At 73.8% G+C, this 23,762-nt stretch carries 23 protein-coding genes; 16 read left to right on the top strand and 7 right to left on the bottom strand.

Annotated elements, in window-relative coordinates:
• Nucleotides 1-257: 257 nt before the first annotated feature.
• Nucleotides 258-668 (bottom strand): rodlin, encoded by a 411-nt coding sequence (locus tag ACWGE1_RS08665; RefSeq protein ID WP_453419818.1) that lies wholly within the window; start codon nucleotides 666-668, stop codon nucleotides 258-260.
• 270 nt (nucleotides 669-938) lie between these two features.
• On the opposite strand from ACWGE1_RS08665, the gene ACWGE1_RS08660 reads away from it, so the two are divergent.
• Together ACWGE1_RS08660 and ACWGE1_RS08655 are read left to right on the top strand one after the other, a co-directional pair.
• Complete coding sequence (locus tag ACWGE1_RS08660) at nucleotides 939-1,487, top strand: hypothetical protein (RefSeq protein WP_453419817.1); 549 nt, start codon at nucleotides 939-941, stop codon at nucleotides 1,485-1,487.
• Nucleotides 1,488-1,635: 148 nt separating this feature from the next.
• Nucleotides 1,636-1,875, top strand: a complete 240-nt coding sequence (locus tag ACWGE1_RS08655; protein ID WP_453419816.1) for a chaplin — start codon at nucleotides 1,636-1,638, stop codon at nucleotides 1,873-1,875.
• Between the two features lie 83 nt (nucleotides 1,876-1,958).
• Here ACWGE1_RS08655 and ACWGE1_RS08650 read toward each other — a convergent pair whose 3' ends face one another.
• The 5 genes from ACWGE1_RS08650 to ACWGE1_RS08630 all read right to left on the bottom strand — a co-directional run bounded on the left by ACWGE1_RS08650 (nucleotide 1,959) and on the right by ACWGE1_RS08630 (nucleotide 5,012).
• Nucleotides 1,959-2,306: a hypothetical protein gene (locus ACWGE1_RS08650; protein ID WP_453419815.1), complete on the bottom strand. Its 348-nt coding sequence runs from the start codon at nucleotides 2,304-2,306 to the stop codon at nucleotides 1,959-1,961.
• A gap of 178 nt (nucleotides 2,307-2,484) precedes the next feature.
• Nucleotides 2,485-3,621 (bottom strand): chaplin, encoded by a 1,137-nt coding sequence (locus ACWGE1_RS08645; protein WP_453419814.1) that lies wholly within the window; start codon nucleotides 3,619-3,621, stop codon nucleotides 2,485-2,487.
• A gap of 121 nt (nucleotides 3,622-3,742) precedes the next feature.
• Nucleotides 3,743-3,976, bottom strand: a complete 234-nt coding sequence (locus tag ACWGE1_RS08640; protein WP_030717233.1) for a chaplin — start codon at nucleotides 3,974-3,976, stop codon at nucleotides 3,743-3,745.
• Between the two features lie 252 nt (nucleotides 3,977-4,228).
• A complete protein-coding gene (locus tag ACWGE1_RS08635) occupies nucleotides 4,229-4,639 on the bottom strand; it encodes a rodlin (RefSeq protein ID WP_453419813.1) in 411 nt (136 codons plus the stop codon).
• 118 nt (nucleotides 4,640-4,757) lie between these two features.
• The gene (locus tag ACWGE1_RS08630) at nucleotides 4,758-5,012 is read right to left on the bottom strand and encodes a chaplin (RefSeq protein ID WP_453419812.1); all 255 of its coding nucleotides are present in this window, start codon (nucleotides 5,010-5,012) and stop codon (nucleotides 4,758-4,760) included.
• A 174-nt stretch (nucleotides 5,013-5,186) separates the two neighbouring features.
• On the opposite strand from ACWGE1_RS08630, the gene ACWGE1_RS08625 reads away from it, so the two are divergent.
• From ACWGE1_RS08625 to ACWGE1_RS08585, 9 genes are all read left to right on the top strand, one after another.
• On the top strand, nucleotides 5,187-6,275 hold the full coding sequence (locus ACWGE1_RS08625; protein ID WP_453419811.1) for a DUF3344 domain-containing protein: 1,089 nt from the start codon (nucleotides 5,187-5,189) through the stop codon (nucleotides 6,273-6,275).
• Between the two features lie 19 nt (nucleotides 6,276-6,294).
• On the top strand, nucleotides 6,295-7,482 hold the full coding sequence (locus tag ACWGE1_RS08620; RefSeq protein WP_453419810.1) for a glycosyltransferase family 4 protein: 1,188 nt from the start codon (nucleotides 6,295-6,297) through the stop codon (nucleotides 7,480-7,482).
• Nucleotides 7,479-8,999 carry an exopolysaccharide biosynthesis polyprenyl glycosylphosphotransferase gene (locus ACWGE1_RS08615; RefSeq protein ID WP_453419809.1) on the top strand — a complete coding sequence of 507 codons (1,521 nt, stop codon included), beginning with the start codon at nucleotides 7,479-7,481 and terminating at the stop codon, nucleotides 8,997-8,999. The genes ACWGE1_RS08620 and ACWGE1_RS08615 overlap by 4 nt, the downstream gene beginning before the upstream one ends.
• A complete protein-coding gene (locus ACWGE1_RS08610; protein WP_453419808.1) occupies nucleotides 8,999-10,411 on the top strand; it encodes an O-antigen ligase family protein in 1,413 nt (470 codons plus the stop codon). Before ACWGE1_RS08615 ends, ACWGE1_RS08610 begins: the two co-directional genes overlap by 1 nt.
• Nucleotides 10,412-10,692: 281 nt before the next feature.
• On the top strand, nucleotides 10,693-12,447 hold the full coding sequence (murJ, locus tag ACWGE1_RS08605) for a murein biosynthesis integral membrane protein MurJ (protein ID WP_453419831.1): 1,755 nt from the start codon (nucleotides 10,693-10,695) through the stop codon (nucleotides 12,445-12,447).
• Nucleotides 12,437-13,213 carry a polysaccharide deacetylase family protein gene (locus tag ACWGE1_RS08600; protein ID WP_453419807.1) on the top strand — a complete coding sequence of 259 codons (777 nt, stop codon included), beginning with the start codon at nucleotides 12,437-12,439 and terminating at the stop codon, nucleotides 13,211-13,213. Before murJ ends, ACWGE1_RS08600 begins: the two co-directional genes overlap by 11 nt.
• Nucleotides 13,210-14,517: a glycosyltransferase gene (locus ACWGE1_RS08595; RefSeq protein WP_453419806.1), complete on the top strand. Its 1,308-nt coding sequence runs from the start codon at nucleotides 13,210-13,212 to the stop codon at nucleotides 14,515-14,517. The genes ACWGE1_RS08600 and ACWGE1_RS08595 overlap by 4 nt, the downstream gene beginning before the upstream one ends.
• Nucleotides 14,518-14,586: 69 nt before the next feature.
• Nucleotides 14,587-15,408, top strand: coding sequence for a lipopolysaccharide biosynthesis protein (locus ACWGE1_RS08590; RefSeq protein WP_453419805.1), 822 nt, complete (start codon nucleotides 14,587-14,589; stop codon nucleotides 15,406-15,408).
• Nucleotides 15,405-16,547 (top strand): GNAT family N-acetyltransferase, encoded by a 1,143-nt coding sequence (locus ACWGE1_RS08585; RefSeq protein ID WP_453419804.1) that lies wholly within the window; start codon nucleotides 15,405-15,407, stop codon nucleotides 16,545-16,547. The genes ACWGE1_RS08590 and ACWGE1_RS08585 overlap by 4 nt, the downstream gene beginning before the upstream one ends.
• Before the next feature lie 5 nt (nucleotides 16,548-16,552).
• On the opposite strand, the gene ACWGE1_RS08580 is transcribed toward ACWGE1_RS08585, so the two are convergent.
• Nucleotides 16,553-18,106: a glycoside hydrolase family 26 protein gene (locus ACWGE1_RS08580; protein ID WP_453419803.1), complete on the bottom strand. Its 1,554-nt coding sequence runs from the start codon at nucleotides 18,104-18,106 to the stop codon at nucleotides 16,553-16,555.
• 294 nt (nucleotides 18,107-18,400) lie between these two features.
• On the opposite strand from ACWGE1_RS08580, the gene ACWGE1_RS08575 reads away from it, so the two are divergent.
• The 5 genes from ACWGE1_RS08575 to ACWGE1_RS08555 all read left to right on the top strand — a co-directional run bounded on the left by ACWGE1_RS08575 (nucleotide 18,401) and on the right by ACWGE1_RS08555 (nucleotide 23,724).
• On the top strand, nucleotides 18,401-19,708 hold the full coding sequence (locus ACWGE1_RS08575; RefSeq protein WP_453419802.1) for a carboxylate--amine ligase: 1,308 nt from the start codon (nucleotides 18,401-18,403) through the stop codon (nucleotides 19,706-19,708).
• A gap of 67 nt (nucleotides 19,709-19,775) precedes the next feature.
• A complete protein-coding gene (locus tag ACWGE1_RS08570; RefSeq protein WP_453419830.1) occupies nucleotides 19,776-21,104 on the top strand; it encodes an NAD(P)-binding domain-containing protein in 1,329 nt (442 codons plus the stop codon).
• Nucleotides 21,105-21,127: 23 nt separating this feature from the next.
• Nucleotides 21,128-21,385, top strand: coding sequence for a hypothetical protein (locus tag ACWGE1_RS08565; RefSeq protein WP_453419801.1), 258 nt, complete (start codon nucleotides 21,128-21,130; stop codon nucleotides 21,383-21,385).
• A gap of 12 nt (nucleotides 21,386-21,397) precedes the next feature.
• A complete protein-coding gene (locus ACWGE1_RS08560) occupies nucleotides 21,398-23,485 on the top strand; it encodes a SpoIIE family protein phosphatase (protein ID WP_453419800.1) in 2,088 nt (695 codons plus the stop codon).
• A 71-nt stretch (nucleotides 23,486-23,556) separates the two neighbouring features.
• Entirely contained in the window at nucleotides 23,557-23,724 is a 168-nt protein-coding gene (locus ACWGE1_RS08555; RefSeq protein ID WP_453419799.1) for a hypothetical protein, read from the top strand.
• The last annotated feature ends 38 nt before the right edge of the window (nucleotides 23,725-23,762 follow it).

Raw genomic sequence — 23,762 nt, 5'->3', positions numbered from 1 at the left:
CATGATCGGAACACTTCGCGTCACGTCTCGAACATTCGTGTCTTGACAAGGACGGAAGGGACACGAACAGAGCCTCCGGCCCGGTCGGGCAGGAGGCTCTGCTGCGTACGTTCGGTGCCCACCCGGACGGCCGCTCGGCCGTCGCGCGCCCGCACAGGGGATGGATCCGTGGAGCCGTGGATCCGGGTGGAACAAGCCGGGGCCCCGTGGGCACTCGCGCAGGCGTCTGAGGCCCCGGCTCGCACAAGGGGACTGCGTCAGCTGCCGGCCGAGACGTTGCCCGACAGGACCGGGATGTTGTCCAGGATGTGCGAGAGCGGCTCGTCGCCCTTGGCCTGGGTGGAGTTCTCGGTGCACTGCTGGTTCTGCGGGTTGGACAGGACGTTGATGTCCTGGACGCCGATGTTGAGCGCGGCGATCAGCGACTGGGCGTTGACCTTCGCCGGCAGGCCGATGCAGGGCTTGTTGAGGGTGCCCTGGACCAGGCTGAGCTGCGGGCTCATGTCGCCGTGGGTCTTCTGGTTGCCGTAGATCTGCTGGGCGCCATTGCCGTTGACGGTGTTGACCCCGTTGTCGTTGCCGATGGCCATGGCCGGGGCCGCGGCGGCAGCGCCCGCGCCGATCGCAACGGCGGAGACCGCGGCGGCGGTCATGAACTTCTTGAACATCTTGTTCCTTCTGTCGCACGAGTGCCCGCTGATGGAGCGCCCTGGTCAACTGCCCGGTCCTGGGGTTGGTTCCGCTGCTTCACTCAAACGGCCTGCGCGTGTCGAGGATTTCCCCGGCCCGGGTGAGCGGCCTCCGGACGCGTGCGCGAAGCCCGTACGCAGCCCGCATCCGCCGGGGCTCCGGTTGCGCTGCGTGCGAGGTGTTCGCACGGTGGGTGAGGAAGCGGATCGCTCGGGTCCGTTTGCTGTCCCCACCGAGAAGGAACATCCATGCACCGCACCAAGCCGTCCCGCGCCCGCCTCCTCGTCCCGTCGGCCCTCGCCGCCGTCATACTGTCCGGCGCGGCTGCCCCCGCGGTCGCCGCGGACACCGACGGCTCCGCGGCGCTCACCGGCCGGGTCGCCTCCGTCCAGCAGCAGGTCGAGAAGATCGAGCAGCGTGCGGCGGCCGCCGGTCCCATCGACGACCTCCTGGCGGGACTCACCAAGACCCTCGAGGGCCTCCTTGCGTCGATCGGGGGTCTGCTGCCCGACGGGGTGACGCTGCCGCCGATCGAGCTGCCGAAGCTGCCCGATCTGGAGCTGCCCGACCTGTCCGGCCTGATCCCCCAGTTGCCGGAGATCCCGCCGATCGACACGGTGCTTCCCCCGCTGCCCGCGCTCCCGGCGGTGCCCGCGGTCCCGGCGGCTCCGGCGGTACCCGCAGTCCCGGCGGTACCCGCAGTCCCGGCTGTGCCCGCGGTACCCGCAGTCCCGGCGGTCCCGGTGGTACCCGCGCTCCCGGACCTCCCTGCGGTTCCCGCCCTCCCGAAGGGGTAGGAGGGATCGGGAACCCGTCGGACGGTTACGACAATTGAGCCGAACAGGTCTCTTCGTGCGCGTGACCGTGTCGTCCGGGATGGTGGACCGTTTCGCTCGGTGTGAGCCCCGGTTCGGGGCAGAACATCGAACAGAAGGTGCACTTCCCATGAACTCTGCCAAGAAGGCCGCCCTGGTCCTGGCCACCGCTGGTCTCGCCGCGGCCGGTGCCGCCGGCTCCGCCGCCGCCGACTCGAAGGCCGAGGGCGCGGCCGTGGGTTCCCCCGGCGTCCTGTCCGGCAACCTGCTCCAGGTTCCGGTGCACATCCCGATCAACCTCTGCGGCAACACCGTGAACATCGTTGGCGCGCTGAACCCGGCGTTCGGCAACGTCTGCATCAACCACTGACGTCTGCCGAACAACGACTGTGGGCGCCCCGGCCTTGCCGGTGGCGCCCACAGTCGTGTCGGCGGGTGGTCTGCCGGGACGGTTCAGCCCTGGCCGCCGTTGAGCTTCACGCCGCCGAGCATGGGGGACCCCTGGGTGGCGCCGTTCGCGAGGCCGAGCACGGTGCCGGGCACGTCGTTGCGGACCTTGTTGACCTTCTGGGCGGTGCCCACGACCTTGTTGACGGTGTCGCCCTGCTCGGCCAGCCCGTTGCCCACGGTCTGCGGGAGCGACTCGGAGACGGGCCCGACGGCGTTCAGCGTCTCCGTCACCCCGCCCGTCAGGCTCATGGGGGGCATCGCGGCCGTGGGCTCGGCGGCGAAGGCAGTGGACGAGGCGCCGAGGGCGGCGACGGAGCCGACGACGACAGCGGCGACCTTCGTGAGCTTCATTATCGAAATCCTCTTCTTTCGTGGACAGAGGCATCAGTGGCGACCGTCGCGCCACTTTCGCCCTGGGTAACGATTCCCCGCCGCTGCGGAAACGCGAACGCACGAGTACATGACAGCGGCCGGAGAATCCGACGAGGATTCTCCGGCCGATATTTCTTCTGATTACCGGTATTGCCGGTCAGGCGACGCGCGACCGCCGGTACAGAATGGCGCCACCCAGGATCAGGGCGCTGGCGAGCGCTGCCGCGGCCGCGGGCTGACCCGCGCCCGTCTCCGCCAGCACGGGACCGGTCACGTGCGCCGGAGCGGGAGTCGGCGGCTGCGCGGGAGCGGGCTCCGGTGCGGGGGCCGGAGCCGGTGCGGGTGCCGGAGCCGGGGGGAGGACGGCGGGGGTGTCACCGGCGGGGGCGGCAGGCGGCTGGTCCGCCGGCGGTACGACCTCGGGCGCGGGCGCCGGGTGCTCCACGGGCAGGCTCCCGTGCGGCGGTCGGGGCGCGGGCCCCTCCTCCATCACGGGGGGCGGTCCGGGGGCCGGGGCCGGCAGCGTGTGCGCGGGCTCCTCGACCGGTGCCGGGACGGGCTCCGGGGCGGGGAGCGGGGCAGGGGCCTCCTCGGCCGGGGGCTGTGGCGCGGGCGCCTCCTGGGCCGGTTCCGGGGTGGGCAGCGGGGCCGGGTGCTCCTCCACCGGTTCCGGCTTGGGGTGCGGATGCTCCGGCGCGGGGGGAGCGTGGTGCGCCGGCGGGGGCGGCGGTGTCGACCCGGGGTGGTCGTCGCACTCCTCCTTGCCCTGCTCCGCACCGGGGCTCCCGTAGCCGCCCTCGTGGCGCGGCTCCTCCTGGCGGGGCTTCGCGTGCCGCGGTCCCTCGTGCCGGGCCTGCTCGTGCCCGGGCTGCTCCTGCCGGGGCTGCTCGTGCCCGCCCGCGTGACGCGGCGACTCGTGACGCTGCTCCGGTACCGTGTGCCGGCCCTCGCGCTCATGGAGGTAGCGCTCGAAGGCCTCGGCGTTCTCGGGGCTGAGGTGGCGCCCGTAGTCGTAGCCGCCGTCCGTGTGCGAGCCGGTGCTGGTGACGCACGTGTTCCCCATCGCAGGGTTGAGCGCCGCACCGCCGTCCACGCTGTTGCCGCACACGTTCGGTGCGAAGGTGATCGGTACCGAGACGCTGTTGCCGGCCAGCACACCCGGCGAATGCGAGGCCTCGGCCGTCGCCCCGGGGTGCGCGTAGGCCGCGCCGGTCGCGATCGACAGCAGACTCGACGCGGCTGCCGCCGTGAGCATCCCCTTGCCCAGTACCTGTCGGCTCAGTACCTGTCGCATGGGTCCTTCCCTGTCTACCGGCGCCACGGCCGGTGTGGAGTCGGAGGCGGCCCCGGAGTGCACCGCCGTGCACTCCGAGGCCACCCCGAGGAGGCTTGCCCTTGCGGGCACAAGCGCTTCGTCAGGCGTTGACGCAGGTGTTGCCGAACGCCGGGTTCAGCAGCGCGATGATGTTCACGGTGTTGCCGCAGACGTTGACCGGGACGTGCACCGGCACCTGGGCCAGGTTGCCGGACAGCACGCCGGGGGACCCCACGGCCTTGCCGTCGGCGGTCGAGTCGGCCATGGCGGGGGAGGCGGCACCGGCGAGCATCAGAGCGCCGGCGGCCAGCACCACTGCCTTCTTGTACGTCATTTGATTTCTTTCCTTCCCGCAGGGGCGTGTCCACTGCAGAATTAACAACGAGCGGTCCGGGAAAAAGAAACCGCGCATTTTCGGGGAGCTGTCGGCAATTCACCCCAATGCCCGGCGCAATGTCCCGCCCGAATTGTGGGTGCCGACGGATTTGTCTCGGTAATTCCGGGGGTCGGGGAGGTGTCCGGCCCTACATGCGGCGAGGCCGCCGCGACCCCGTGGGTGCGACGGCCTCGCTGGCGCGGGCCTCGGTCAGCTGCCGTTGGAGACGTTGCCGGAGAGGACCGGGATGTTGCTGAGGATGTGCGAGAGAGCCTCGTCGCCCTTGGCCTGGGTGGAGTTCTCGGTGCACTGCTGGTTCTGCGGGCTGGACAGGACCGGGATGTCCTGGACGCCGACGTTGATCAGGGCCAGCACGGACTGGACGTTGGCCTTCGCGGGCAGGGCGATGCAGGGCTTGTTGAAGGAGCCCTGGATCAGCGCCATCTGCGGGCTCATGTTGCCGTAGGTGGCCTGGTTGCCGTAGATCTGCGCGGCGCCGTTGCCCTGGACGGTGTTGACGCCGTTGTCGTTGCCGATCGCCATCGCCTGCGGCGCCATGGCGGCACCAATGCCCACGACCGAGGCGGCAACCGCGGCCGAGGCCATCATCTTCTTGATCATTGTCGTCCCTTTTTTGCAGGATTGCCCGGTAGTGGAGCACTCGGATCAACGGCGCTGCCCCGGTTTCGGTTGCGTCGCTTCACTCGGATGCGGGCGGTTCGGGCAGCGCGGTTGACGATCAGGCGCTGATGCAGGTGTTGCCGAACGACGGGTTCAGCAGGGCGATCACGTTCACGGTGAGGCCGCAGGCGTTCACCGGGACGTCGACGGGCACCTGGAGCAGGTTGCCGCTCAGGACGCCGGGGGACCCGGCGGTGACGCCCTGCGCCGTCGCGCCGTCCCCGCCGTGCGCGGAGGCGAGGCCCGCGCCGCCCATCAGCAGGGCGGCGCCCGCGACGGCGACGGTGGTGCCGCGCACCAGCCTCTTCTTCATCTCCGCATTTCCTTTCGGCTCGAACGACGGTGCAACTCATAACGACCCGCCGGTTGCGAGGGTGCGTGCCATCGCCCAAAAGGCCGTACGGGCGAGTCCGGCGTGATTTCCAGCCCGATTTCTGCCAAGGTTCACTCCTGTTTTGTCCCCTTGATCGAAAATGGAGACAGGGTCATGGGTTCCTCCCGCAGAATCCTCGGCGCGCTCGGTCTGCTGTCCTGCCTCACCCTTTCCGTGAACGCCCCGGTGGCGTGGGCGGCCCCCGCTCCCAAGGAGCTGCCCCGGATTCCCTTCACCCAGCGTTACCAGGCCGAGCTGCACGGCGGACTGGTGCGCGCCTCCAACTCCGGAATCAGCTGCCGCAAGGAGCAGGCCCCGCAGGCCGAGCCGTGCGCCGAGGTCAAGAAGGGAGCGGCGGGGGTCAACGGCGACTTCGAGATGTTCTACAGCGAGGTCGACAAGGACCCGGACACCTACAACTCCACCCGGGCCGAGCTCAAGGTCCCGCAGGGCGCGAAGGTCTCGTACGCCCGTCTCTACTGGGGCGGGAACCTGCGGGTGGGCGAGCAGAAGCCGCCGCAGGACAACGGCCGGGTGCTGGTCGCCGAGCCCGGCGGCGCGTACAAGGAGGTCCTGGCCGACACGGTGATGGGCCACCGCACGGACGCGGGCAGCGATGCCTACCAGGCCTCCGCGGACGTGACCCCGCTGGTCCGCAAGGGCGGCGCCGGCATGTGGACGGTGGCCCAGCTCAACATCGCCATGGGCCACTCCGAGGTGGGGGCCTGGGGCGGCTGGACGCTGGTCGTCGCCTACGAGCACCCGCAGGAGCCGATGCGCCGCATCTCGCTGTGGGACGGCTTCGAGTCGATCGCGGCCCGGGCCGGTGACGGGACGGTCGAGATCGAGGGCCTGGACGCGCCGGCCGGATCCGCGGGACGGGTCGGGGTGGTCGCGTACGACGGGGACCGGGGCACCCTCGGGGATTCACTCACCGTGACGGCCGACAGCGGGCGCCGGATGAGCCTCAGTGATGGAGAAAATCCTTTTAATGATGTTATGAATTCCACGATCACGGAATTCGGTGATCAATCGTTCGTGCGACAGCCCGAACATATGAATAATCTCGGATATGACGCGGACGTGTTTGACATCAGTCCCGCCCTGTCCGGTGGTGCCCGCAGCCTGAACTTCAGGTTCACGGGCGAAAGTCAGGGTCATTTCCTCGGTGTGCTCTTCGTTCAGACAGACGCGCGCCGCTGAACGTAGGAGACCACTCCACGTGCCCAGTCAACCTCGGGCGGCACAGCCCCCGACCGTCCTCCATCTCGTACAGCCCGTCGACGGCGGTGTGGCCAGGGTCGTCACCGACCTGGTCCGCGCGCAGACCGCCGCCGGTCTGCGCACCGTCGTCGGCTGTCCGTCCGGCGGCACGCTCGGCGACGCCGCCCGGGCGGCCGGGGCCGAGGTGCTCACCTGGCGCGCCGGGCGGGCCCCCGGGCCCGGGCTGCCGGGCGAGGTCCTCGCCGCACGGCAGGTGCTGCGCCAGGTGCGGCCCGACCTCCTGCACGCCCACAGCGCCAAGGCCGGACTGGCCGGAAGGCTCGCCGTGCGGGGGACCCTACCCACCGTCTTCCAGCCCCATGCATGGTCCTTCGACGCGGTCGCCGGAGCCACGGCGGCGCTCGCGCTGCGCTGGGAGCGGTACGGGGCCCGCTGGGCCGACCGGGTGCTCTGCGTCAGCGAGGCCGAACGCCGTGCGGGCGAGACCGAGGGGATCACGGCCCGCTGGTCGGTGATCCGCAACGGCGTGGACCTGGACCACTTCCGCCCCGGCGGACCGGACCCCGACCGGGACAGGGACCGGGCGCGCGCCGAACTGCCGCTGCTCGCGGGCCTGCCGGCCGGTACACAGCTCGCCGTGTGCGTGGGCCGGATCTGCCCCCAGAAGGGGCAGGACATCCTGCTGCGTGCCTGGCCGGAGCTGCTGTCCACCGTCCCCGGAGCCCGCCTCGCCCTCGTCGGGGACGGCCCCGACACCGAACGGCTGCGCCGCACCGCCCCGCCCGGGGTGCTCTTCGCGGGCGCCGCCGCCGACATCCGACCGTGGCTTCGGGCCGCCGATCTCGTTGTACTGCCGTCGCGGTGGGAAGGCATGGCGCTCGCCCCGCTCGAGGCCATGGCCTGCGGCCGTCCGGTCCTGGTCTGCGACGTCAGCGGTGCCAGGGAGAGCCTGCCGCCGGGCCACGGGCGCCAGTGCCTGGTGCCGCCGGAGGACCCGACGGCCCTGGCCCAAGCCCTGGGGCGGCTGCTCGCCGAGCCGCGGCTCCTCGCCGAACTCGGGGAGCAGGCCCGGCAGCACGCCCGGACCGACTTCGACGTGCGGCGGACCACGGACGCGGTCACCGGCCTGTACCACGAACTGCTGGGCAGGCCCCGGCCCTTGAACCAGGAGCGCATCAGCCGATGACGATGGACAGCGCACCCGCCCGGCACACCGGGCAGGGCGGCACGGGGCCCACCGGCGGCAGCGCCTTCGCGCCCGCAGCCCACGCGGCCGCCCGCCGTTCAGCGACCGCCATCCACCCCCCGCGCGGGCCCAGGACCGACCAGGCCCGCTCCGCCGTACGCCCGCGGCGGGTCCGTCGCCGCGGCCGCGTGCTCCCGCTGCTCACCGCCGACGCACTGGCCGCCGTACTCACCGCGACGACCCTGCCCGGAGCGGCGCTGCCCGTCCTGTCCGCGGCCCCCGTGCTGCTCGCCGCACTGCACACGCAGGCCGGGCTCTACCGGCCGCGGCTCGCACCGTCCGCGCTCCTCGAACTGCCCGCGCTCGCCGCGCGGTCCGCCGTCCTGTGGTGCTCGCTCGCCGCCTTCCTCGCCGCCGTCGACCCGGCCCGGGCCATGGGCTGGAGCGCGCTGCTCACCGCCGTCTGCCTCCAGGCCGTACTGGCGTGCGCGGGCCGCGGCCTCGCCAACCAGCTCCAGCGCCGCGCGGCGGTACGCCGGCCCGTCTCCGCCCTCGTCGTCGGACCCGGCGCCGGGGCGGGCGCGGTGGCCGCCGCCCTGCACGGCCGCCCCGAATTCGGGCTGCGCCCGGTCGGGCTCGCCGACACCGGCCCGGCCGCCGAGGGCGACGGCGGAGCCCTCCCGCTCCTCGCCACCCACGAGGACATCCGGCGCGCCGTCATCCAGAACTCCGTCGGGCACGCGGTGTTCACCCGGCCCCCGGAGGCCGACGAGCGCACGGCCTCCCTGGTCCGGCTCTTCCACGACCACGGCTGCCGGCTGTGGCTGGCGGACCCGGCCGGCACCGCCAAGGTCACCGGCATGCGGGTGGCGCAACCCGCCGACCAGCTGTGGGGGTACGCCGTGCAGCCGCTGCTGCCGCGCCCGGCCCGGCCGCTGGAGCGCTGGGCCAAGCGGGGCATCGACACCGTGCTCGCCGTGATCGCGCTGCTCGCCGCCGCGCCCGTGATGGGGGTGTGCGCGCTGGCCGTACGGGTCTGGGACGGGCCGGGAGTGATCTTCCGGCAGGAGCGGGTCGGCCTGTACGGGCGTCCCTTCACCCTCCTGAAGTTCCGTACCCTGCGCGCCGACGAGCACGAGGCCGCCACCCGCTGGACCGTCGCGGGCGACCGCGGGATGAGCCCGGTCGGGTCCTTCCTGCGCAAGTCCTCCCTGGACGAGCTGCCGCAGCTGTGGAACGTCGTGCGCGGTGACATGGCCCTGGTCGGGCCGCGCCCCGAACGGCCGTTCTTCGTCGCCAAGTTCTCCACCGTCCACCCCGGCTACGAGGCCCGGCACCGGATGCCCGTCGGCATCACCGGCCTGGCCCAGATCAACGGCCTGCGCGGGGACACCTCCATCGAGGACCGGGCCCGCTTCGACAACCACTACATCGACACCTGGTCGCTGTGGCAGGACCTGTGGATCCTCGCCCGCACCGCGGCCTCCTTCTTCCGCTTCCGGCTGGGGGGCAGCTGATGAGCCTCGCCGTCCCCGGTCACTGGACCTCCTCCGACGTGCCGGGCCTGCTGCGCCGGCACTGGCCGCTGCTGCCGCTCGCCGCGACCGTGCTCTTCCTCCTCGCCCCGCTCCCGGCGGGGGACGCGACCGCCTCCGGGAAGGTCGGCCCGGCCGACGCCGCCTCGCTGCTGCTGGTCCTCGTCTGCGCGGTGCAGGCGCTGCGCGGCCGGGTGCGGGAGCTGAGCCCGCTCGGCGTGCTCGTGCTCGGGGCGCCGGCCGTGGGCCTCGCGGTCGCCACGATGACCGCGGGGGATCCGTACGCCGCCCTGCCGGGCTTCGTGCGCTACCTCCAGGTCTTCGTGCTGGTCCCGGCGGCCGTGGTGCTGCTGGTGCGCGACGCCGGGGAGTTCCGGCTGGCGGCCGGGTGCTTCGTGGTCCTGGCGCTGGTGCAGGGCGCGGTGGGGGTCGTGCAGTACGCCACCCACACCGGCGCCTCGTACCAGGGCGAGGACGTCCGGGCCGTCGGCACCTTCGGCCCCGGTGACGTCATGGGCATGGCCACCGTCGTGGCGTACGGGCTGATCGTGGCGACCGCCGCCGGTCTGGCTCCGGGGCTGCCGCGGCGCCTGCGGCGGATCGCGGGCGGCTGCGCCCTGGCCCTGGTGCTGCCGCTGGTGCTGTCCTTCAGCCGGGGCGCGTGGATCGCCACCTTCGGCGCGGCCGTGCTGGTGATGGCGCTGGCCGGGATCCGGCGGGCCCTGAAGGTGGTCGCGGCGCTGGCCGCCGCCGGAGTGGTCCTGGTCGGCGGGTTCGGGGTGGGCTCGGAGATGGTCGCCGAGCGGCTGACCTCCATCACCCAGGTCTCCAGCGCCCCCGACCAGTCGGTGACCGACCGCTACACGATGTGGGCCGCCGCCGAGTCGATGTGGCGGGAGCGGCCGGCGGTGGGAGTGGGGCTCAAGGGCTTCCCGGCCAACCGTGACGGGCACGCCTCGCTGGGCCTCTCCTCGGGCAGCGACACCGCGGGCGCGGGCCAGGCGTACCTGCGCCAGCCGCTGCTCTCCCCGCACAACATGTACCTGCTGATCCTGAGCGAGCAGGGCCTGATCGGGCTGATCGCCCTCGCGGGCGGCTGGGCGGCCCTGCTGGTCGCGGGGCTGCGCCGGCTCGGCTCCGGCGGGGGCGCGGGTGCGCGGGACTGCGGGCTGATCGCGACCGGGCTGTTCGTGTGGCAGCTGACCGACTTCCTCTACGCGGACATCGGCGGGCCGTCCACCGTGCTGACCGGCGTGATCATCGGCCTGGCGGCCTGGTGGGCGCTCCCCTCCCGGGGGGATGCGGGTCCACTGCGTGAGGCGGCCGCGGTTTCCGGGGCCGCCTCCGGTGCGGGTTCACGGGGTAGGGCCCCCGGGGTTGCGGCGCGCCGGTGACGGACACCACGCCCTGGCGGCCCGCCTCCGGCCCCCCGGCCGGGGCGGGCCACGCCCGTGTCCCGGGTGGCCCGGCACGCCCCGGTGGCGGGCCGGACCCGGCCCTGTTCCCCGCCGCACCGGGAGTGCGGGGGCCCGTCTTCGGCTCCGCCGGCTATCCGGGCGGCGCGTCGGGCAAGCACAGCGTGCCGGTGGCGACGCGGGCCGCGAGCGGCTGCGCCGACGCCCGCGAAGCGGCGCGCACCGACACCCCGGCGGCCCGGACACGGCGATCCGTACGGATGGCGGCGCGGGCGGCGGGCACACGGACCTCCGGTCCGGCGCCCGGCCCCGCCGACGCTCCGGCGGATCCGGTGACCGCGGCCCCGGGCAACCGGCCCGGCGGGCACCGCCGCACGGGTGAATCCACCGCCCCCGCGACTCCCGCCGGCGGCCAGCCGCTCGGCCGGTTCCTGGCCAAGGCCGCCGCCGTCACCGCCGGACTGACCGCCGCCGGGGCGGTCTTCGGGCTGGTGCGCGACCAGACCATCGCGCACCTCTTCGGGGCCGGGCACGACAGCGATGCCTTCCTGATCGCCTGGACCGTGCCCGAGATGGCCTCGACGCTCCTGATCGAGGACGCCATGGCGCTGCTGATGGTGCCCGCCTTCAGCCACGCCCTGGCCCGGCGGGCCGCCAGCAGGGCCGGGCTCACCCGCAAGGAGGCCCGCGCCCAGGACCCCGTACGGCTCCTGGTGGGGGCGACCCTGCCGCGACTCGTCGTGTTCCTGGCCGCGGTCGCCTCCCTGCTCGTCGTGGCCGCCCCGGCCGTCGTGGCTGTGCTCGCCCCCGGCCTGCCCGACCCCCGGCTGGCCGTCGAATGCACCCGGCTCACGGCGCTGACCGTGCTCTCCTTCGGCATCGCCGGATACTTCAGCGCCGCACTGCGCGCGCACCGGTCCTTCCTGCCGCCCGCCGCGATCTACGTGTCGTACAACGTCGGCATCATCGGCACGATGGTGGCCCTGCACGCCCTGTGGGGGGTACGGGCCGCCGCCGCGGGCGTCGCCGTCGGCGGACTGCTGATGGCACTCGTCCAACTGCCCGCCTTCATCCGCAACGTGGGCTTCGGAACGCCCCGCGCCAAGCGGTCCGCCCCGCGCAGCCAGCGCGACCGGGACCGCCCCACCCTCATCGCCTTCGGGGTCATCGCCCCCGTGATCTTCTTCGCGGTCTTCCGGCAGTCGCAGGTGCTCGTCGAGAGGTTCCTGGCGGCCTCGCTCCCGTCCGGGGCGATCTCCCATCTCAACTACGCGCAGAAGGTCGCGCAGATGCCGATGGTGCTCTCCCTGATGATCTGCACCGTCACCTTCCCCGTCGTCGCCCAGGCCATGGCCGCGGGAGAACGGGAGAAGGCCCGGCGGCGCGTGGAGCAGGACCTCGCACTGGCCGCGCTCGCCGTCCTGATGGGCACCGCACTCGTCATCGGCTACGCGCCCCAGATCATCCAGGTCCTCTTCGAACGCGGCGCCTTCACCCACCAGGACACCCTCGCCACCGCCTCCGTCATGCGGGTCTACGGAATCGGACTCCTCGGCCACTGCCTCGTCGGAGCACTCTCCCGGCCCTTCTTCTCGACCGCCCGGCCCACCTGGTTCCCGGCGCTCGCGATGGGCGCCGGGCTGCTCGTCAACATCGTGGCCGGAGCCCTCGCCGTCGGCTGGTGGGGCATCTACGGCATCGCCGCCGCCAACGCCGCCGGCATCTCCACCACCGCCGTCCTGCTGCTCACCGGCCTCGGCTCCCGGATCATCGCCATCGAGGTCCGGCGGGTCGCCGGCAGCATCGGCCGGCTCGCCGTGGCCGCCGTCGCCGCGGGCGCCACCGGCTGGATCGCCGGCCCCATGATCCCCGACCCGATGCTCAGCGCCGCCCTCGGCTGCCTGCTGGTCCCGGCCATGTTCGGAGCCGCCGGCACGGCCATACGCGCCCTCGAAGTCACCGCCCTGCCCGGTCAGATCTCCCAGCTCACGCAGAGGTTCCGCAATGTCCGCTGACACCGACACGGCCCCCGCCGCCGTGGTGGTCCCCGCCCGACGGACCGCTTCGCCGTGGGTCCTGATGTACCACTCGGTCGCCGAGTTCACCGACCCCGCGGAGGACCCGTACGGCATCACCGTCACCCCGTCCGCCCTGGAGGCCCAGCTGCTGTGGCTGCGCTCCCGCGGCCTGCGCGGCGTGTCCGTCGGCGAACTGCTGCGGGCCCGCGCGGCCGGGCACGGAGCCGGACTGGTCGGACTGACCTTCGACGACGGCTACACCGACTTCCTGACCCACGCGCTGCCGCTGCTGCGCCGCTACGACTGCACCTCCACCCTCTTCGTGCTGCCCGGGCGGCTCGGCGTGGACAACGTGTGGGACCCGCTGGGCCCGCGCAAGTCCCTGCTCACCGCCGAGGGGATCCGCGAAGTCGCCGACGCCGGACAGGAGATCGGCTCGCACGGACTGCTCCACCAGGACCTCACCGCTACCGCCGACGACATGCTCCAGCAGGAGCTGCGGGGCAGCCGCGACCTGCTGCGCGAGCTGACCGGCACCCTGCCCGAGGGGTTCTGCTACCCGTACGGGCACCTCGACGCCCGGGTCGTCGGCGCCACGAGGGCCGCCGGCTACGGCTACGCCTGCGCCATCGACCCCGGACGCCTCGCGGGCCCGCACGCCCTGCCGCGCACGCACGTCAGCCAGGCCGATGGCGGTGCCCGGCTGCGGATCAAGCAGATCCGCCACCAGGTGCGGGAGCTCCGGCGGGGGGTGCAGAGGTGAAGGCGCTCCAGTCGGTCAGGGCGCTGCACATCATCACCGGGCTCGGAGTCGGCGGTGCCGAGCAGCAACTGCGGCTGCTGCTGCGCCACATGCCCATGCACTGCGACGTGCTGACCCTGACCAACCCGGGGCCCGTGGCCGAGGGGCTGCGCGCCGACGGAGTACGGGTGGTGCACCTGGGGATGCGGGGCAACCGGGACCTGGGGGCGCTGCCGCGGCTGGTGCGGTTCATCCGGCGCGGCCAGTACGACCTCGTGCACACGCACCTGTACCGGGCCTGCGTGTACGGGCGCCTCGCGGCCCGGCTCGCGGGCACCACGGCGACCGTGGCCACCGAACACTCCCTCGGCGAGGGCGAGATCGAGGGCAGGCCGCTGTCGGGCGGTGTGCGCACGCTCTACCTGGCCAGCGAACGCCTGGGCGCGGCGACGGTGGCCGTTTCGGACACCGTGGCCGCCCGGCTGGAGGGCTGGGGGGTGCCGGCCGCGCGGGTGCACGTCGTACCGAACGGGATCGAGGCCGTCCGCTTCCGCTTCGACGAGGGCGTCCGGCGGGCCACCCGGGCCCGGACCGGGCTGCCCGAGCGGGCCTTCGTGGTCGGCGGGGTCGGCCGACTGGTACCGGGCAAGCGCTTCGACGTCCTTGTGCGGGCCGTGGCCGCGCTGCCGGGGGCGCACCTGCTGCTGGCCGGGGACGGGCCGGAGCGGGCCGGGCTGCGCCGGCTCGCCGCAGAGCTCGGCGCGCAGAGCCGGATCCACCTGTTGGGGGAGCGGGACCCGTTGGGCGACAGTGCGGACGGCCGCACCCCCGGCATCCCGGCGCTGCTGGCCGCCATGGACGTCTTCGTCTCCCCGTCGCGGGAGGAGGCATTCGGGCTCGCCGTCGTGGAGGCCCTGGCCGCCGGACTCCCCGTCCTGCACGTGACCTGCCCGGCCATCGACGACCTGCCCGCCGCGCAGGCCCCCGGGGCCCGCCGCATCGGCACCGGTACGGAGGAACTGGTCGCGGCGCTGCGCGGCCACATGGAGGCGGGCGCGCGCCGGCTGCCCCCGCCGCCGGTGGTCCGCCGCTACGACATCGCCCGCAGCGCGCGCGCCCTGCTGGACGTGTACGACCTCGCCCTCTCGACCGCGCCGGGTGCCGCCGGGGCGGCCCGGGGCCGCGGCGCCTGTGACCCGGTGCCGGGCGACCCGGTGCCGGGCGACCCGGCGTCCGGCGACCCGGCGTCCGGCACCGGAACCGTCATCGGCGCCCGGCGCGAACCGGTGGGCCGCGGACCGGCCGAGCCGACCGGCACCGGCTGATCCCTCCCCTGCCCGGGGTCCCGACGGGACCCGAAGGAACTCCCCTCCACCCAGGAAGCGAGCACGTCCATGGCCGATACCGCCGACCAGAAGAAGTCCGAGAAGAAGGCCGAGAGCAGGCCCGAGAGCAGGCCCGAGAGCAGGGCCGAGCGCAAGGCGGAGCGGAAGCCGGACCACCGCTCCGAGCGGAGGCCGCGCCGCCGCAGGCTCTCGCCGCCCCTGTGGTGGCCGCTGCCCGCCTGCGCCCTGCTGGGGTTGGCCGCGGGCGGGGCGTACGGAGTGCTCAAGGCGCCCGAGTACGCCGCCACCAGCTATGTCGTCGCCGTACCGGACGACACCACCGAGCCGGCCACCGCCCTCGGCTTCGCGCAGGCATACGCCCGCATCGCGACCAGCAGCTCCACCCTCGCGTACGCCCAGCCGCGCGCGGGCATCAGCGCCGCGAAGCTGCGTACCCAGGTACGGGCCGAGACCTCGCCCGAGTCCCCGATGATCGCCATCACGGGCACCTCGAAGAGCCCCGCCGAGGCCGCCGACATCGCGAACGCGGTCGCCGACGCACTGTCCCTGAGCAGCAATCAGGCCGCCAAGAACACCGGTGTCCAGCTGCTCCTCTTCAACCAGGCGGTCGCCCCGTCCGACCCCGCCTCCCCGTCCGCCGCCATCAGCGGTGCCGTCGGCGCGTGTGCCGGCGGACTGCTGGGCGGCCTGTGGCTGCTCGCCCGGCCGGGCCGCGCCCGGCGTTCCGAGGAGAGCACGGCCGCCTCCCCGGCCGGGTCCACTGCCCCGGCCCCGGTGGAGAGCGCCGCCGAGTCCCCGGTCGAGGAGTACGCCTCCCTGCCCGCGCAGGGTGAGCCGACCTCGGCCAAGGAGAAGGAGTCCGTGCGATGAGTTCGGGCTCCGCCGGGGCCCTGTCGGTGACGCTGTGCCGCGACCCCCGGCAGTTCGCCGCGCTGGAGGAGTCGTGGAACGCGCTCTTCCGCGGCTGCCCCACCGCCACCCCCTTCCAGAGCCACGCCTGGCTGCACTCCTGGTGGCTGTCGTACGGCAAGGACGGCCGGCTACGGATCGTCCTCGTCCGGCGCGGCGGGGAACTGGTCGGCGCGGCCCCGCTGATGCTCGTGCACCGGCCGATGCCGCTGCTCGTGCCGCTCGGCGGCCCCATCACCGACTACTTCGACGTGCTCGTGGCCGCGGAACACGCCGGTCAGGTCCTGCCGGCCCTGGCCCGCGGGCTGCACCGGGCCGCCCGCGGTGCCGTCGTGGACCTGCGGGAGGTACGTCCCGGGGCCGCAGCCGAGGAGCTGTACCGGCAGTGGCCGGGGGTCTCCAGCCGGCTCGCCGACTCCACGTGCATGGAGCTGCCCACGCTGCCGTTCGACGAGCTGGTCAAGCGGATGCCGGCCTCCGGCGCCCAGCGGGTGCGGGCCAAACTGCGCAAGACCGACGCGGCCGGGATCGAGGAGCACGAGGTCACCGAGCAGGAAGTGCCGCGCGCGGTGAGGACCCTGCTGAGGCTGCACGAGAAGCAGTGGCGCGGCCGCGGGGTGACCCCCGAGCACCTGCGGCCCCGTTTCGCCGAGCACCTCACCCGGGCCACCCGGCGGATGGTGCGGGCCGGGGAGAGCCGGCTGACGGAGTTCCGGCTGGACGGCAAGGTGGTGGCGGCCAACGTCACGCTGCTGTCCTCCGGGCTCAGCGGCGGCTATCTGTACGGGGCCGACCCGGACCTGCGCGACCGGAAGGTGGACGTGGCCGCGCTGCTGCTGCGCTACGAGGCCGGGCGGGCTCTCGCCGAGGGCCGGCCGGTGGTGAGCTTCCTGCGCGGCAACGAGCCGTACAAGAACCACTGGCGGCCCGAGACGGTCGTCAACCAGCGCTTCCTGCTGGCGACGACCGCGCTCGCGCCCCTGCTGCGTGTGCACGAGTCGCAGGTGACGGGGCGCGAGCGGGCGGTGGACGTACTGCGGGAGGCGCTGCCGGCCGCCAGGGACTGGCGGGCGCGGCTCAACGAACTGCGGGTGCGATGACCCGTCTAGAAGGGCCAGAAGCTGGATTCCTTGCCGAAGTCCAGCTTGATGCAGACCGACTGCTTGCCGACCAGCTTGGACAGCCACTCGCCGAAGTTGAGCGGCACGCACCAGTGCTGGCTGTTGACCAACGGCGGCGGCGTCGGCTGCGGCAGGGGCTTCGGCGGAGTGGGATCGGGCTTCGGCACGACCGGGCTCGGGGTGACGGGCGTCGGCTTGGTGACCTCGGGTGTCGGGACCTGCGGCGTCGGGACGAGCGGGGTGGGCGCGACGGGGCTCGGGGTGACGGGCGTGGGCCTGGGGACCTCGGGCGTCGGGGTGACGGGCGTGGGCTTCGGGACCTCGGGCGTCGGGGTGACGGGCGTGGGCTTGGGGACCTCGGGCGTCGGGGTGACGGGCGTGGGCTTCGGGACGTCCGGCGTCGGGGTGACGGGCGTCGGCTTCGGGACGTCCGGCGTCGGCACCTGCGGGGTCGGCACCTGGGGAATCGGCACGACCGGCGTGGGCACGACGGGCGTCGGGACCAACGGGGTCGGGATCACGGGCGTGGGCACCACCGGCGTCGGGATCACCGGGCCGGGCCGCTCGGGCGTCAGCGCGTCGCGGAAGACCTTCGCGGACTCCGGGTTCTGCTTGCACTGCCAGACGCCGTGCGGGCAGTAGTCGGTGATGGTGTGGTAGAGCGGCTTGTGCTGCCCGATCCACTTCAGCATGCGCCGTACGTACTCCGGATTGTCCCCGCGCCGGAACAGCCCCCACTCCGGGTAGGAGATCGGCTTGCCGTGTGCCTTCGCGAAGTCGACGTGCTGCTGGAGTCCGTACGGCTGGGTGATCTGGTCGTCGAAGCTCTGACCGGGACCCTGGTCGTACGAATCCATTCCGATGACGTCGACCACGTCGTCGCCGGGGTAGCACTTCGTCCAGCCGATCGCGTCCGCCCCCCTGTTCGGGGCGAAGTCGAACTTGAACTTCTGCCCGGGCACGGCCCGCATCGTCCTGACGATGCGCCTCCAGTACACCTTCCAGTTCTCCGGGTCCGGCGCGCAGCGGTGGGTGTAGGTGACGCCGTTCATCTCCCAGCCGAGCACGATCACCGTGTCCGGGACGCCCAGCTCCACGAGCCGCTCGGCGAGCCGCTGGAAGTGCCGGTCGTACTGGCCCTGTGCGCCCGCCCGGATCAGCTGGGCCACCTGGTAGTCGGGCACCCGGCCCTCGTTGCGTTCCTGCATGGGCACGTTGAGGACGAACAATCGGTCGTCCTCGTCCTGGCGCCACTCGGCCCAGTCCTCCAGGAACGAGACCCGGCCCTCGATGCCCGCCCACCTGTCGCCGGGCAGATAGGTGTGGCCGACCCGGATCTCCTTGCCGCCCAGCCAGCTCGACAGGTACGGGATCCGGGCCACCCCGGGCGGCCCGTAGTCGAGATAGGCGCCCATGGCGATGTCGGAGGCCTCCGGCCGGTCATCCTCGGGCGTCGCGAGCGCGGCCCCGGTGGCCAGCAGTCCGGCCGTGACCGTACCGATGCAGGTGCTCGCCAGTCGGCGGCGTGGTGTGGGCATGGCGTCTCCCGAGCTTTCCTGAATCGGTGTGCTTACCAAAGACGTTAGGCATCAGATCTGACGAATGGCCTGTCCGGTGCCTGCCGCGTAGGCCATTAGCAGGTGCACACCACCCCCGCTTGGTCCGACTAGGTGAAAGACACCGTTGCCATGCACGCGTACCCCAACCATGTGCCCGCCGTTGTGCTCAGACTCGATCGCAATCCGTTCCACCACGGAACCCTCGGCGCCGTCAGATCCCTTGGCCGCAAGGGCGTGGAGGTCCATGCCGTCGTCGAGGCCGGGGGAGGTCCTGTGGGGCGTTCGCGGTACCTGCGCGCCGTGCATCCGGGACCGGTGGGCGGGCTGGACCCCGAGGCGCCCGAGGCGCTGCTGGAGTGCCTGATCGGGGTGTCGGAGCGGATCGGCCGCCCGGCCGTGCTCATCGCCATGGACGACCTGAGCGCGATCGCCGTGTCCAGGGTCGCGCCGATGCTCCGCGAGCGCTTCCGGATTCCCCATCAGCCCGACAACCTGCCCGCCCGGGTGGCCGACAAGGCCGAACTGTCGCGGCTCTGCGCGCGGTGGGACGTGCCGCACCCGGAGACCGTGATCCCGGCGAGCGGCGCCGAGGCGGCCGAGGCGGCCTGGCGGCTGGGCCTTCCGGTGGTCGCCAAGTGGAGCCGGCCGTGGCTGTTGCCCGCCGGGGCGGACGGGCTGCGCAGCACGATGCTCGTGCACACCACCCCCGAGGCGCGCCGGCTCTACGAGCGCTCCACCGAGGCCGGGAGCCGGCTGCTGCTCCAGCGATTCCTGCCGGCCGGGCCGGACACCGACTGGTTCTTCCACGGTGCCTTCGCGCGGGGCGGGCGTCCGCTGCTCGCGGGCTCGGGCCGCAAGGAGCTGTCCTGGCCGGTGCGGACGGGGCTGACGGCCGTGGGGCGCTGGCTGCCGGATCCGGCGGTGGAGGAGGCGGGGCTGCGGCTCGCCGAACGGCTCGGCTACCAGGGGATCCTGGACCTGGACTTCCGCCGCGACGAGCGGGGCTGCTTCCGGCTGGTGGACTTCAATCCGCGGCCGGGCGCGCAGTTCCGGCTGTTCGCCGACGCGGCCGGGCTGGACGTCGTACAGGCGATGTACCTGGACCTGACGGGCCAGCAGGTGCCGCGGCCCTCGGGCGGCCCGGGCCGGGTGTTCGTCGCCGAGAACTACGCGCTGCTGGCGGCGGTGCGGGGCGGTGCGCTGCCGCGCCGCCGGGCGGCGGGTCCCGCGGATCCGGCGGGGTCGCCCGGACCGCCGTCGGGCCCGGCCCGGCCCGGCGCGGACCGGGAGGCGGCGCCGAAGCGCGCGGCCGAGCGGGGGCGGGTCGAGACGGCCTGGTTCGCGGCCGATGACCTGCTGCCGTTCCTGGCGATGCTCGGCGCCCTGCTGGGGCGGGGTGCCGGGAAGGGGGTGCGGGCGCTGCGCGGGGTCCCGGAGCAGGGCCGCCGTACGGCGCGCGCGGTCGCCCGCGCGCCCCGCCAGCGCGGCCGGAACCAGTCGGAGACCGGCTCCGAGGGACCGGCGTCCCGCCCCGTCCCGCCGGAGGCCCCGGCCGAGCCGGACGAGCTGGTGACCCGTTGAAGGAGCCCGGTGCGGCGGACCGGGCCGGGCCGGTGACCATCGAGCAGGAGGAGCGGCCTTGACGCGGATCGACGATCTCGTGGTGATCGGCGCGGGCCCGTACGGGCTCTCGATCGCCGCCCATGCGGCGGCCGCGGGGCTCGACGTACGGCTGCTGGGGCGGCCCATGGCCTCGTGGCGCGACCACATGCCCGACGGCATGTACCTGAAGTCGGAGCCCTGGTCGTCCAACCTGTCCGCGCCGGACGGGCGGCACACGCTCGCCGACTACTGCGCCACCCGCGGAACGGCCGCGGAACACGGCACTCCGCTGCCGATCGGCACGTTCAGCGCGTACGGGATGTGGTTCGCCCGGCAGGCCGCGCCGGAGGTGGAGGAGGTGACCGTCCTGGAGGTGACCCCGCAGGGCGACGGCTTCCGCGTCCGCACCGCCGAGGGACCGCCGCTCCTCGCCCGTACGGTGGCCCTCGCGGTCGGGGTGATGCCCTTCGTCCACCACCCGGGGGCGCTGCGGGAACTCCCGCCCGACCACTACTCGCACAGCAGCGGGCACCGGGACCTGAGCCGCTTCGAGGGCCGCGAGGTCGCCGTGCTCGGCGCCGGGCAGGCGGCGCTGGAGACCGCCGCCCTGCTGGCCGAGCAGGGCGCCCGGCCCTGTCTGGTCGCGCGGCGCTCCCGGCTGAACTGGAACACCGTCCCGCAGCCCCTGGACCGGCCCCCGCTGCGTGCCCTGCGCGATCCCCACAGCGGCCTCGGCACCGGCTGGCGCAGCTGGGTGTGGTCGGAGCTGCCCTGGGCCGTGCGCCGGCTGCCCGCACCCACCCGGGAGCGGATCGCGGCGACCGCGCTTGGCCCGGCCGGCGCCTGGTGGCTGCGGGACCGCTTCGAGCGGCGCGTCCCCGTCCTGCTCGGGCACCGGTTGCACCGGGCGGTGGCGGTGGGCGGGCGGACCCGGCTCGGACTGACCAACCGGGCGGGGGAGTCCGTGGTGGTGGACACCTCGCACGTCATCGCGGCCACCGGCTTCGTCCCGGAGCTGGCCCGGCTGGAGCTGCTGGACGCGGGACTGCGGGCCGCCCTGGAGACCGTCGGGGGGAGCGGGGCGCCGGAGCTGAGCGCCGGGTTCGAGTCCTCGTGGCCCGGACTGTTCTTCGCGGGGCTGCTGACGGCTCCCTCATTCGGCCCTTCCATGCGATTCGTGCACGGCGCGGGCTTCACGGCGGGGAGACTGGTGAGAGGGGTCCGGAGCCGCCTCGGCGCCCGGGGCCCGCGGCCGGGCTCCCACGGTGTCGCCCGGCTCGAACGGGCTGCTTCCCCCGGACGTCTTCCCCGGCTACCGCCGGGAGGGGATCCCGGGGGAGTACCCCCGGGGTATCCGAAGACGTATCTGCGGTGAGACCGCGGTGAGAGGGGTCCGTGATGAGCGCGGAGCGAGCACAGGGCCGCGGCTGGGTACGCATTCCCGCCAGCCGCGGGGAACAGCCCGCCAGGGCCAGGGCCGCCGGGTACGACCGCGCTCCTTACGCGGGCCCGTACGCGTCGGCCTCCCCCGCCGACCAGCCCACGATCTACCTCTCCGTGGTCAAGCGCTGGCGGGAGGCCGGGCGCACCCTTCCGGGGCATCCTGACGAGGAGTGGGAGCGGCTGATCTCCCAGCCGTGCTGGCCCGGCCGTTAGGTGGTGGGGAACGTGGCAGCGGCGGAACGCGACGGACCCGAGCCGGTCCGGCAGTCCCCCGTGACCGTGCCGGGAGAGCGGCTCGCGCTGAACGGCATGGGCAGCTTCGAGTGGGACCTGGGCGCCGGGACGGTGGCCCTGGACGAGGCCGCGATGGACGTCTTCGACCTCGGGCCGCAGGAGTTCGACGGCACCGCGCCCGGGGTCGCGCTGCGCATCCCGTCCGAGGACGGGGACCGGCTGACCGAGATCATCGACCGGGTCCTGGAGAGCGGCGGGGACACCTACGGCGCGTACTTCACGGTGCGGCGCCGCGACGGCCGCGACCAGTGGACGCACACCTCCGGCCGGGTGCTCCGGGATGCCGGGGGGCAGCCGGAGCGGATCGTCGGGATCGTCCGGGACGCGACGGCGGAGCTGGCCCATGCGACGCTGCTGCGCAAGCTGGAGGCGGCGCGCGCCCAGCAGACGACGATCGTGCAGCGGACGACGGAGGCCCTGTCGCGGGCGGTGACGGTCGACGACGTCACGGCCGCGCTCACCGGGGCGGGCGCGCTGGAGCGGCTCGGCGCGGACGGGCTGGCCCTGGGACTGGTCGAGGGCGGCACCATCAAGATCATCGCGTTGAGCGGGGAGTCGCTGGAGATCCTCAGCGAGCGCCGGTTCACCCGGCTCGACGGTTCGCTGCCGCTGTCGCAGGCGGTGCTCACCCGGCAGGCACGTTTCGTCACCTCGCTCAGCGAGCTCGGCGACGAATTCCCGCTGCTCGCGGACTACTTGAACCGCATCCGCTACGACGCGGCCGCCTATCTGCCGCTGATCGCCCAGGCCAAGGCCATCGGCGGGCTGGTCCTCTTCTACCGGCGGCGCACCGAGTTCAGCCCGGAGGAGCGCAACCTCTGCCTCGGCCTGGCCGGCATCGTGGCCCAGTCCCTCCAGCGGGCGCTCCTCTTCGACCAGGAGCGGGAGTTCGCGACCGGCCTGCAGGCCGCCATGCTGCCGCGCCGGATCCCCGAGATCAGCGGCGGGGAGATCGCCGTCCGCTACCACGCCGCCTGGAGCGGGCGGGAGGTCGGCGGGGACTGGTACGACGTGATCGCGCTGCCCCGGGACCGCGTCGGCGTCGTGGTGGGCGACGTCCAGGGCCACGACACGCACGCGGCGGCCATCATGGGCCAGCTGCGGATCGCGCTGCGGGCGTACGCGGGGGAGGGGCATCCGCCGTCCACCGTGCTGGCCCGGGCCTCCCGCTTCCTCGCCGAGCTGGACACCGAGCGCTTCGCCACCTGCATGTACGCGCAGGTGGACCTGGAGACGGGCGGCGTACGTGCGGTCCGCGCGGGCCATCTCGGCCCGCTGATCCTCCACACGGACGGGCGTACGGGCTGGCCCAACGTGCGCGGCGGCCTCCCGCTCGGGCTGGCCTCGTACTTCGAACACGAGGAGTTCCCCGAGACCCGGCTCGACCTGGTCCCCGGCGAGACGTTGGTGCTGTGCACGGACGGCCTGGTGGAGGAGCCGGGCACCACCATCACCGCCGGGATGGACGCCCTCGCCCAGGCGGTGCGCAGCGGCCCCCAGGGCGCGGGAGCGCTCGCCGACCACCTCTCCGACCGGCTCTGGGAACGCTGGGGCTCCGGGGACGACGTGGCCCTGCTGGTGCTGCGCCGGGCCCCCGACCCCGGCACCCACCGGGCGCCGCGCATCCACCAGTACGTCCACCAGGCCGACCCGGAAGGCCTCTCCGAGGCCCGCTACGCCCTGCGTCAGGCCCTGCGCGACTGGGGCATGCCGGAGCTCGCCGACGACGTGGAGGTCGCGGCCGGCGAGCTGCTGGTCAACGCCCTGCTGCACACCGACGGCGGGGCGGTGCTGACGATGGAGGTGCTGCCGGAGCCGGTCCGGCGGATCCGGCTGTGGGTCAAGGACCGCTCCAGCGTGTGGCCGCGCCGGCGCAGCCCGGGCGAGGCGGCCACCACGGGGCGCGGGCTGCTGCTGGTGGACGCACTGGCCACGCACTGGGGCGTGGAGTCGCGGGGCGACGGCAAGGCGGTCTGGTGCGAGTTCGACGTCGGGGGCAGCCCCCGGAGCGCGGGGTGACCGGACGGTCACCCCGGGTTGTGGGGCGCCGGGGGTGGGGTGATGATGCGAGCCATGGAACGGATCGTGTTGTGCGCGGGCTGACCAGGGCCGCCGTGACGGGCGTCCTGGCCGTGCTCCTGCTCGTGGCCGGGGTGCCGGCCGTCGTGGACTGGGCGACGGGGCGACCGCACGCGGACCCCGCGTGCCAGTCGGTGGCCTTCATGTCGATGACGGACGTCTCCCCCGACTGCCGGTAGCGGCGGCTACCGGCCCGGCCGGCAGGACGCCCCCCGGA

It is taken from the genome of Streptomyces sp. NPDC054932 (assembly GCF_053610205.1).
The sequence above is the reverse complement of the archived record's forward strand: the minus strand, read 5'-3'. Positions and strand labels throughout refer to the sequence as shown.

Bases quoted from the DNA above. Each gene is read 5' to 3' on its own strand.
- ACWGE1_RS08665 (WP_453419818.1), bottom strand. From the start codon at position 668: ATGTTCAAGAAGTTCATGACCGCCGCCGCGGTCTCCGCCGTTGCGATC.
- ACWGE1_RS08660 (WP_453419817.1), top strand. From the start codon at position 939: ATGCACCGCACCAAGCCGTCCCGCGCCCGCCTCCTCGTCCCGTCGGCC.
- ACWGE1_RS08655 (WP_453419816.1), top strand. From the start codon at position 1,636: ATGAACTCTGCCAAGAAGGCCGCCCTGGTCCTGGCCACCGCTGGTCTC.
- ACWGE1_RS08650 (WP_453419815.1), bottom strand. From the start codon at position 2,306: ATGAAGCTCACGAAGGTCGCCGCTGTCGTCGTCGGCTCCGTCGCCGCC.
- ACWGE1_RS08645 (WP_453419814.1), bottom strand. From the start codon at position 3,621: ATGCGACAGGTACTGAGCCGACAGGTACTGGGCAAGGGGATGCTCACG.
- ACWGE1_RS08640 (WP_030717233.1), bottom strand. From the start codon at position 3,976: ATGACGTACAAGAAGGCAGTGGTGCTGGCCGCCGGCGCTCTGATGCTC.
- ACWGE1_RS08635 (WP_453419813.1), bottom strand. From the start codon at position 4,639: ATGATCAAGAAGATGATGGCCTCGGCCGCGGTTGCCGCCTCGGTCGTG.
- ACWGE1_RS08630 (WP_453419812.1), bottom strand. From the start codon at position 5,012: ATGAAGAAGAGGCTGGTGCGCGGCACCACCGTCGCCGTCGCGGGCGCC.
- ACWGE1_RS08625 (WP_453419811.1), top strand. From the start codon at position 5,187: ATGGGTTCCTCCCGCAGAATCCTCGGCGCGCTCGGTCTGCTGTCCTGC.
- ACWGE1_RS08615 (WP_453419809.1), top strand. From the start codon at position 7,479: ATGACGATGGACAGCGCACCCGCCCGGCACACCGGGCAGGGCGGCACG.
- ACWGE1_RS08610 (WP_453419808.1), top strand. From the start codon at position 8,999: ATGAGCCTCGCCGTCCCCGGTCACTGGACCTCCTCCGACGTGCCGGGC.
- murJ (WP_453419831.1), top strand. From the start codon at position 10,693: ATGGCGGCGCGGGCGGCGGGCACACGGACCTCCGGTCCGGCGCCCGGC.
- ACWGE1_RS08600 (WP_453419807.1), top strand. From the start codon at position 12,437: ATGTCCGCTGACACCGACACGGCCCCCGCCGCCGTGGTGGTCCCCGCC.
- ACWGE1_RS08590 (WP_453419805.1), top strand. From the start codon at position 14,587: ATGGCCGATACCGCCGACCAGAAGAAGTCCGAGAAGAAGGCCGAGAGC.
- ACWGE1_RS08585 (WP_453419804.1), top strand. From the start codon at position 15,405: ATGAGTTCGGGCTCCGCCGGGGCCCTGTCGGTGACGCTGTGCCGCGAC.
- ACWGE1_RS08580 (WP_453419803.1), bottom strand. From the start codon at position 18,106: ATGCCCACACCACGCCGCCGACTGGCGAGCACCTGCATCGGTACGGTC.
- ACWGE1_RS08565 (WP_453419801.1), top strand. From the start codon at position 21,128: ATGAGCGCGGAGCGAGCACAGGGCCGCGGCTGGGTACGCATTCCCGCC.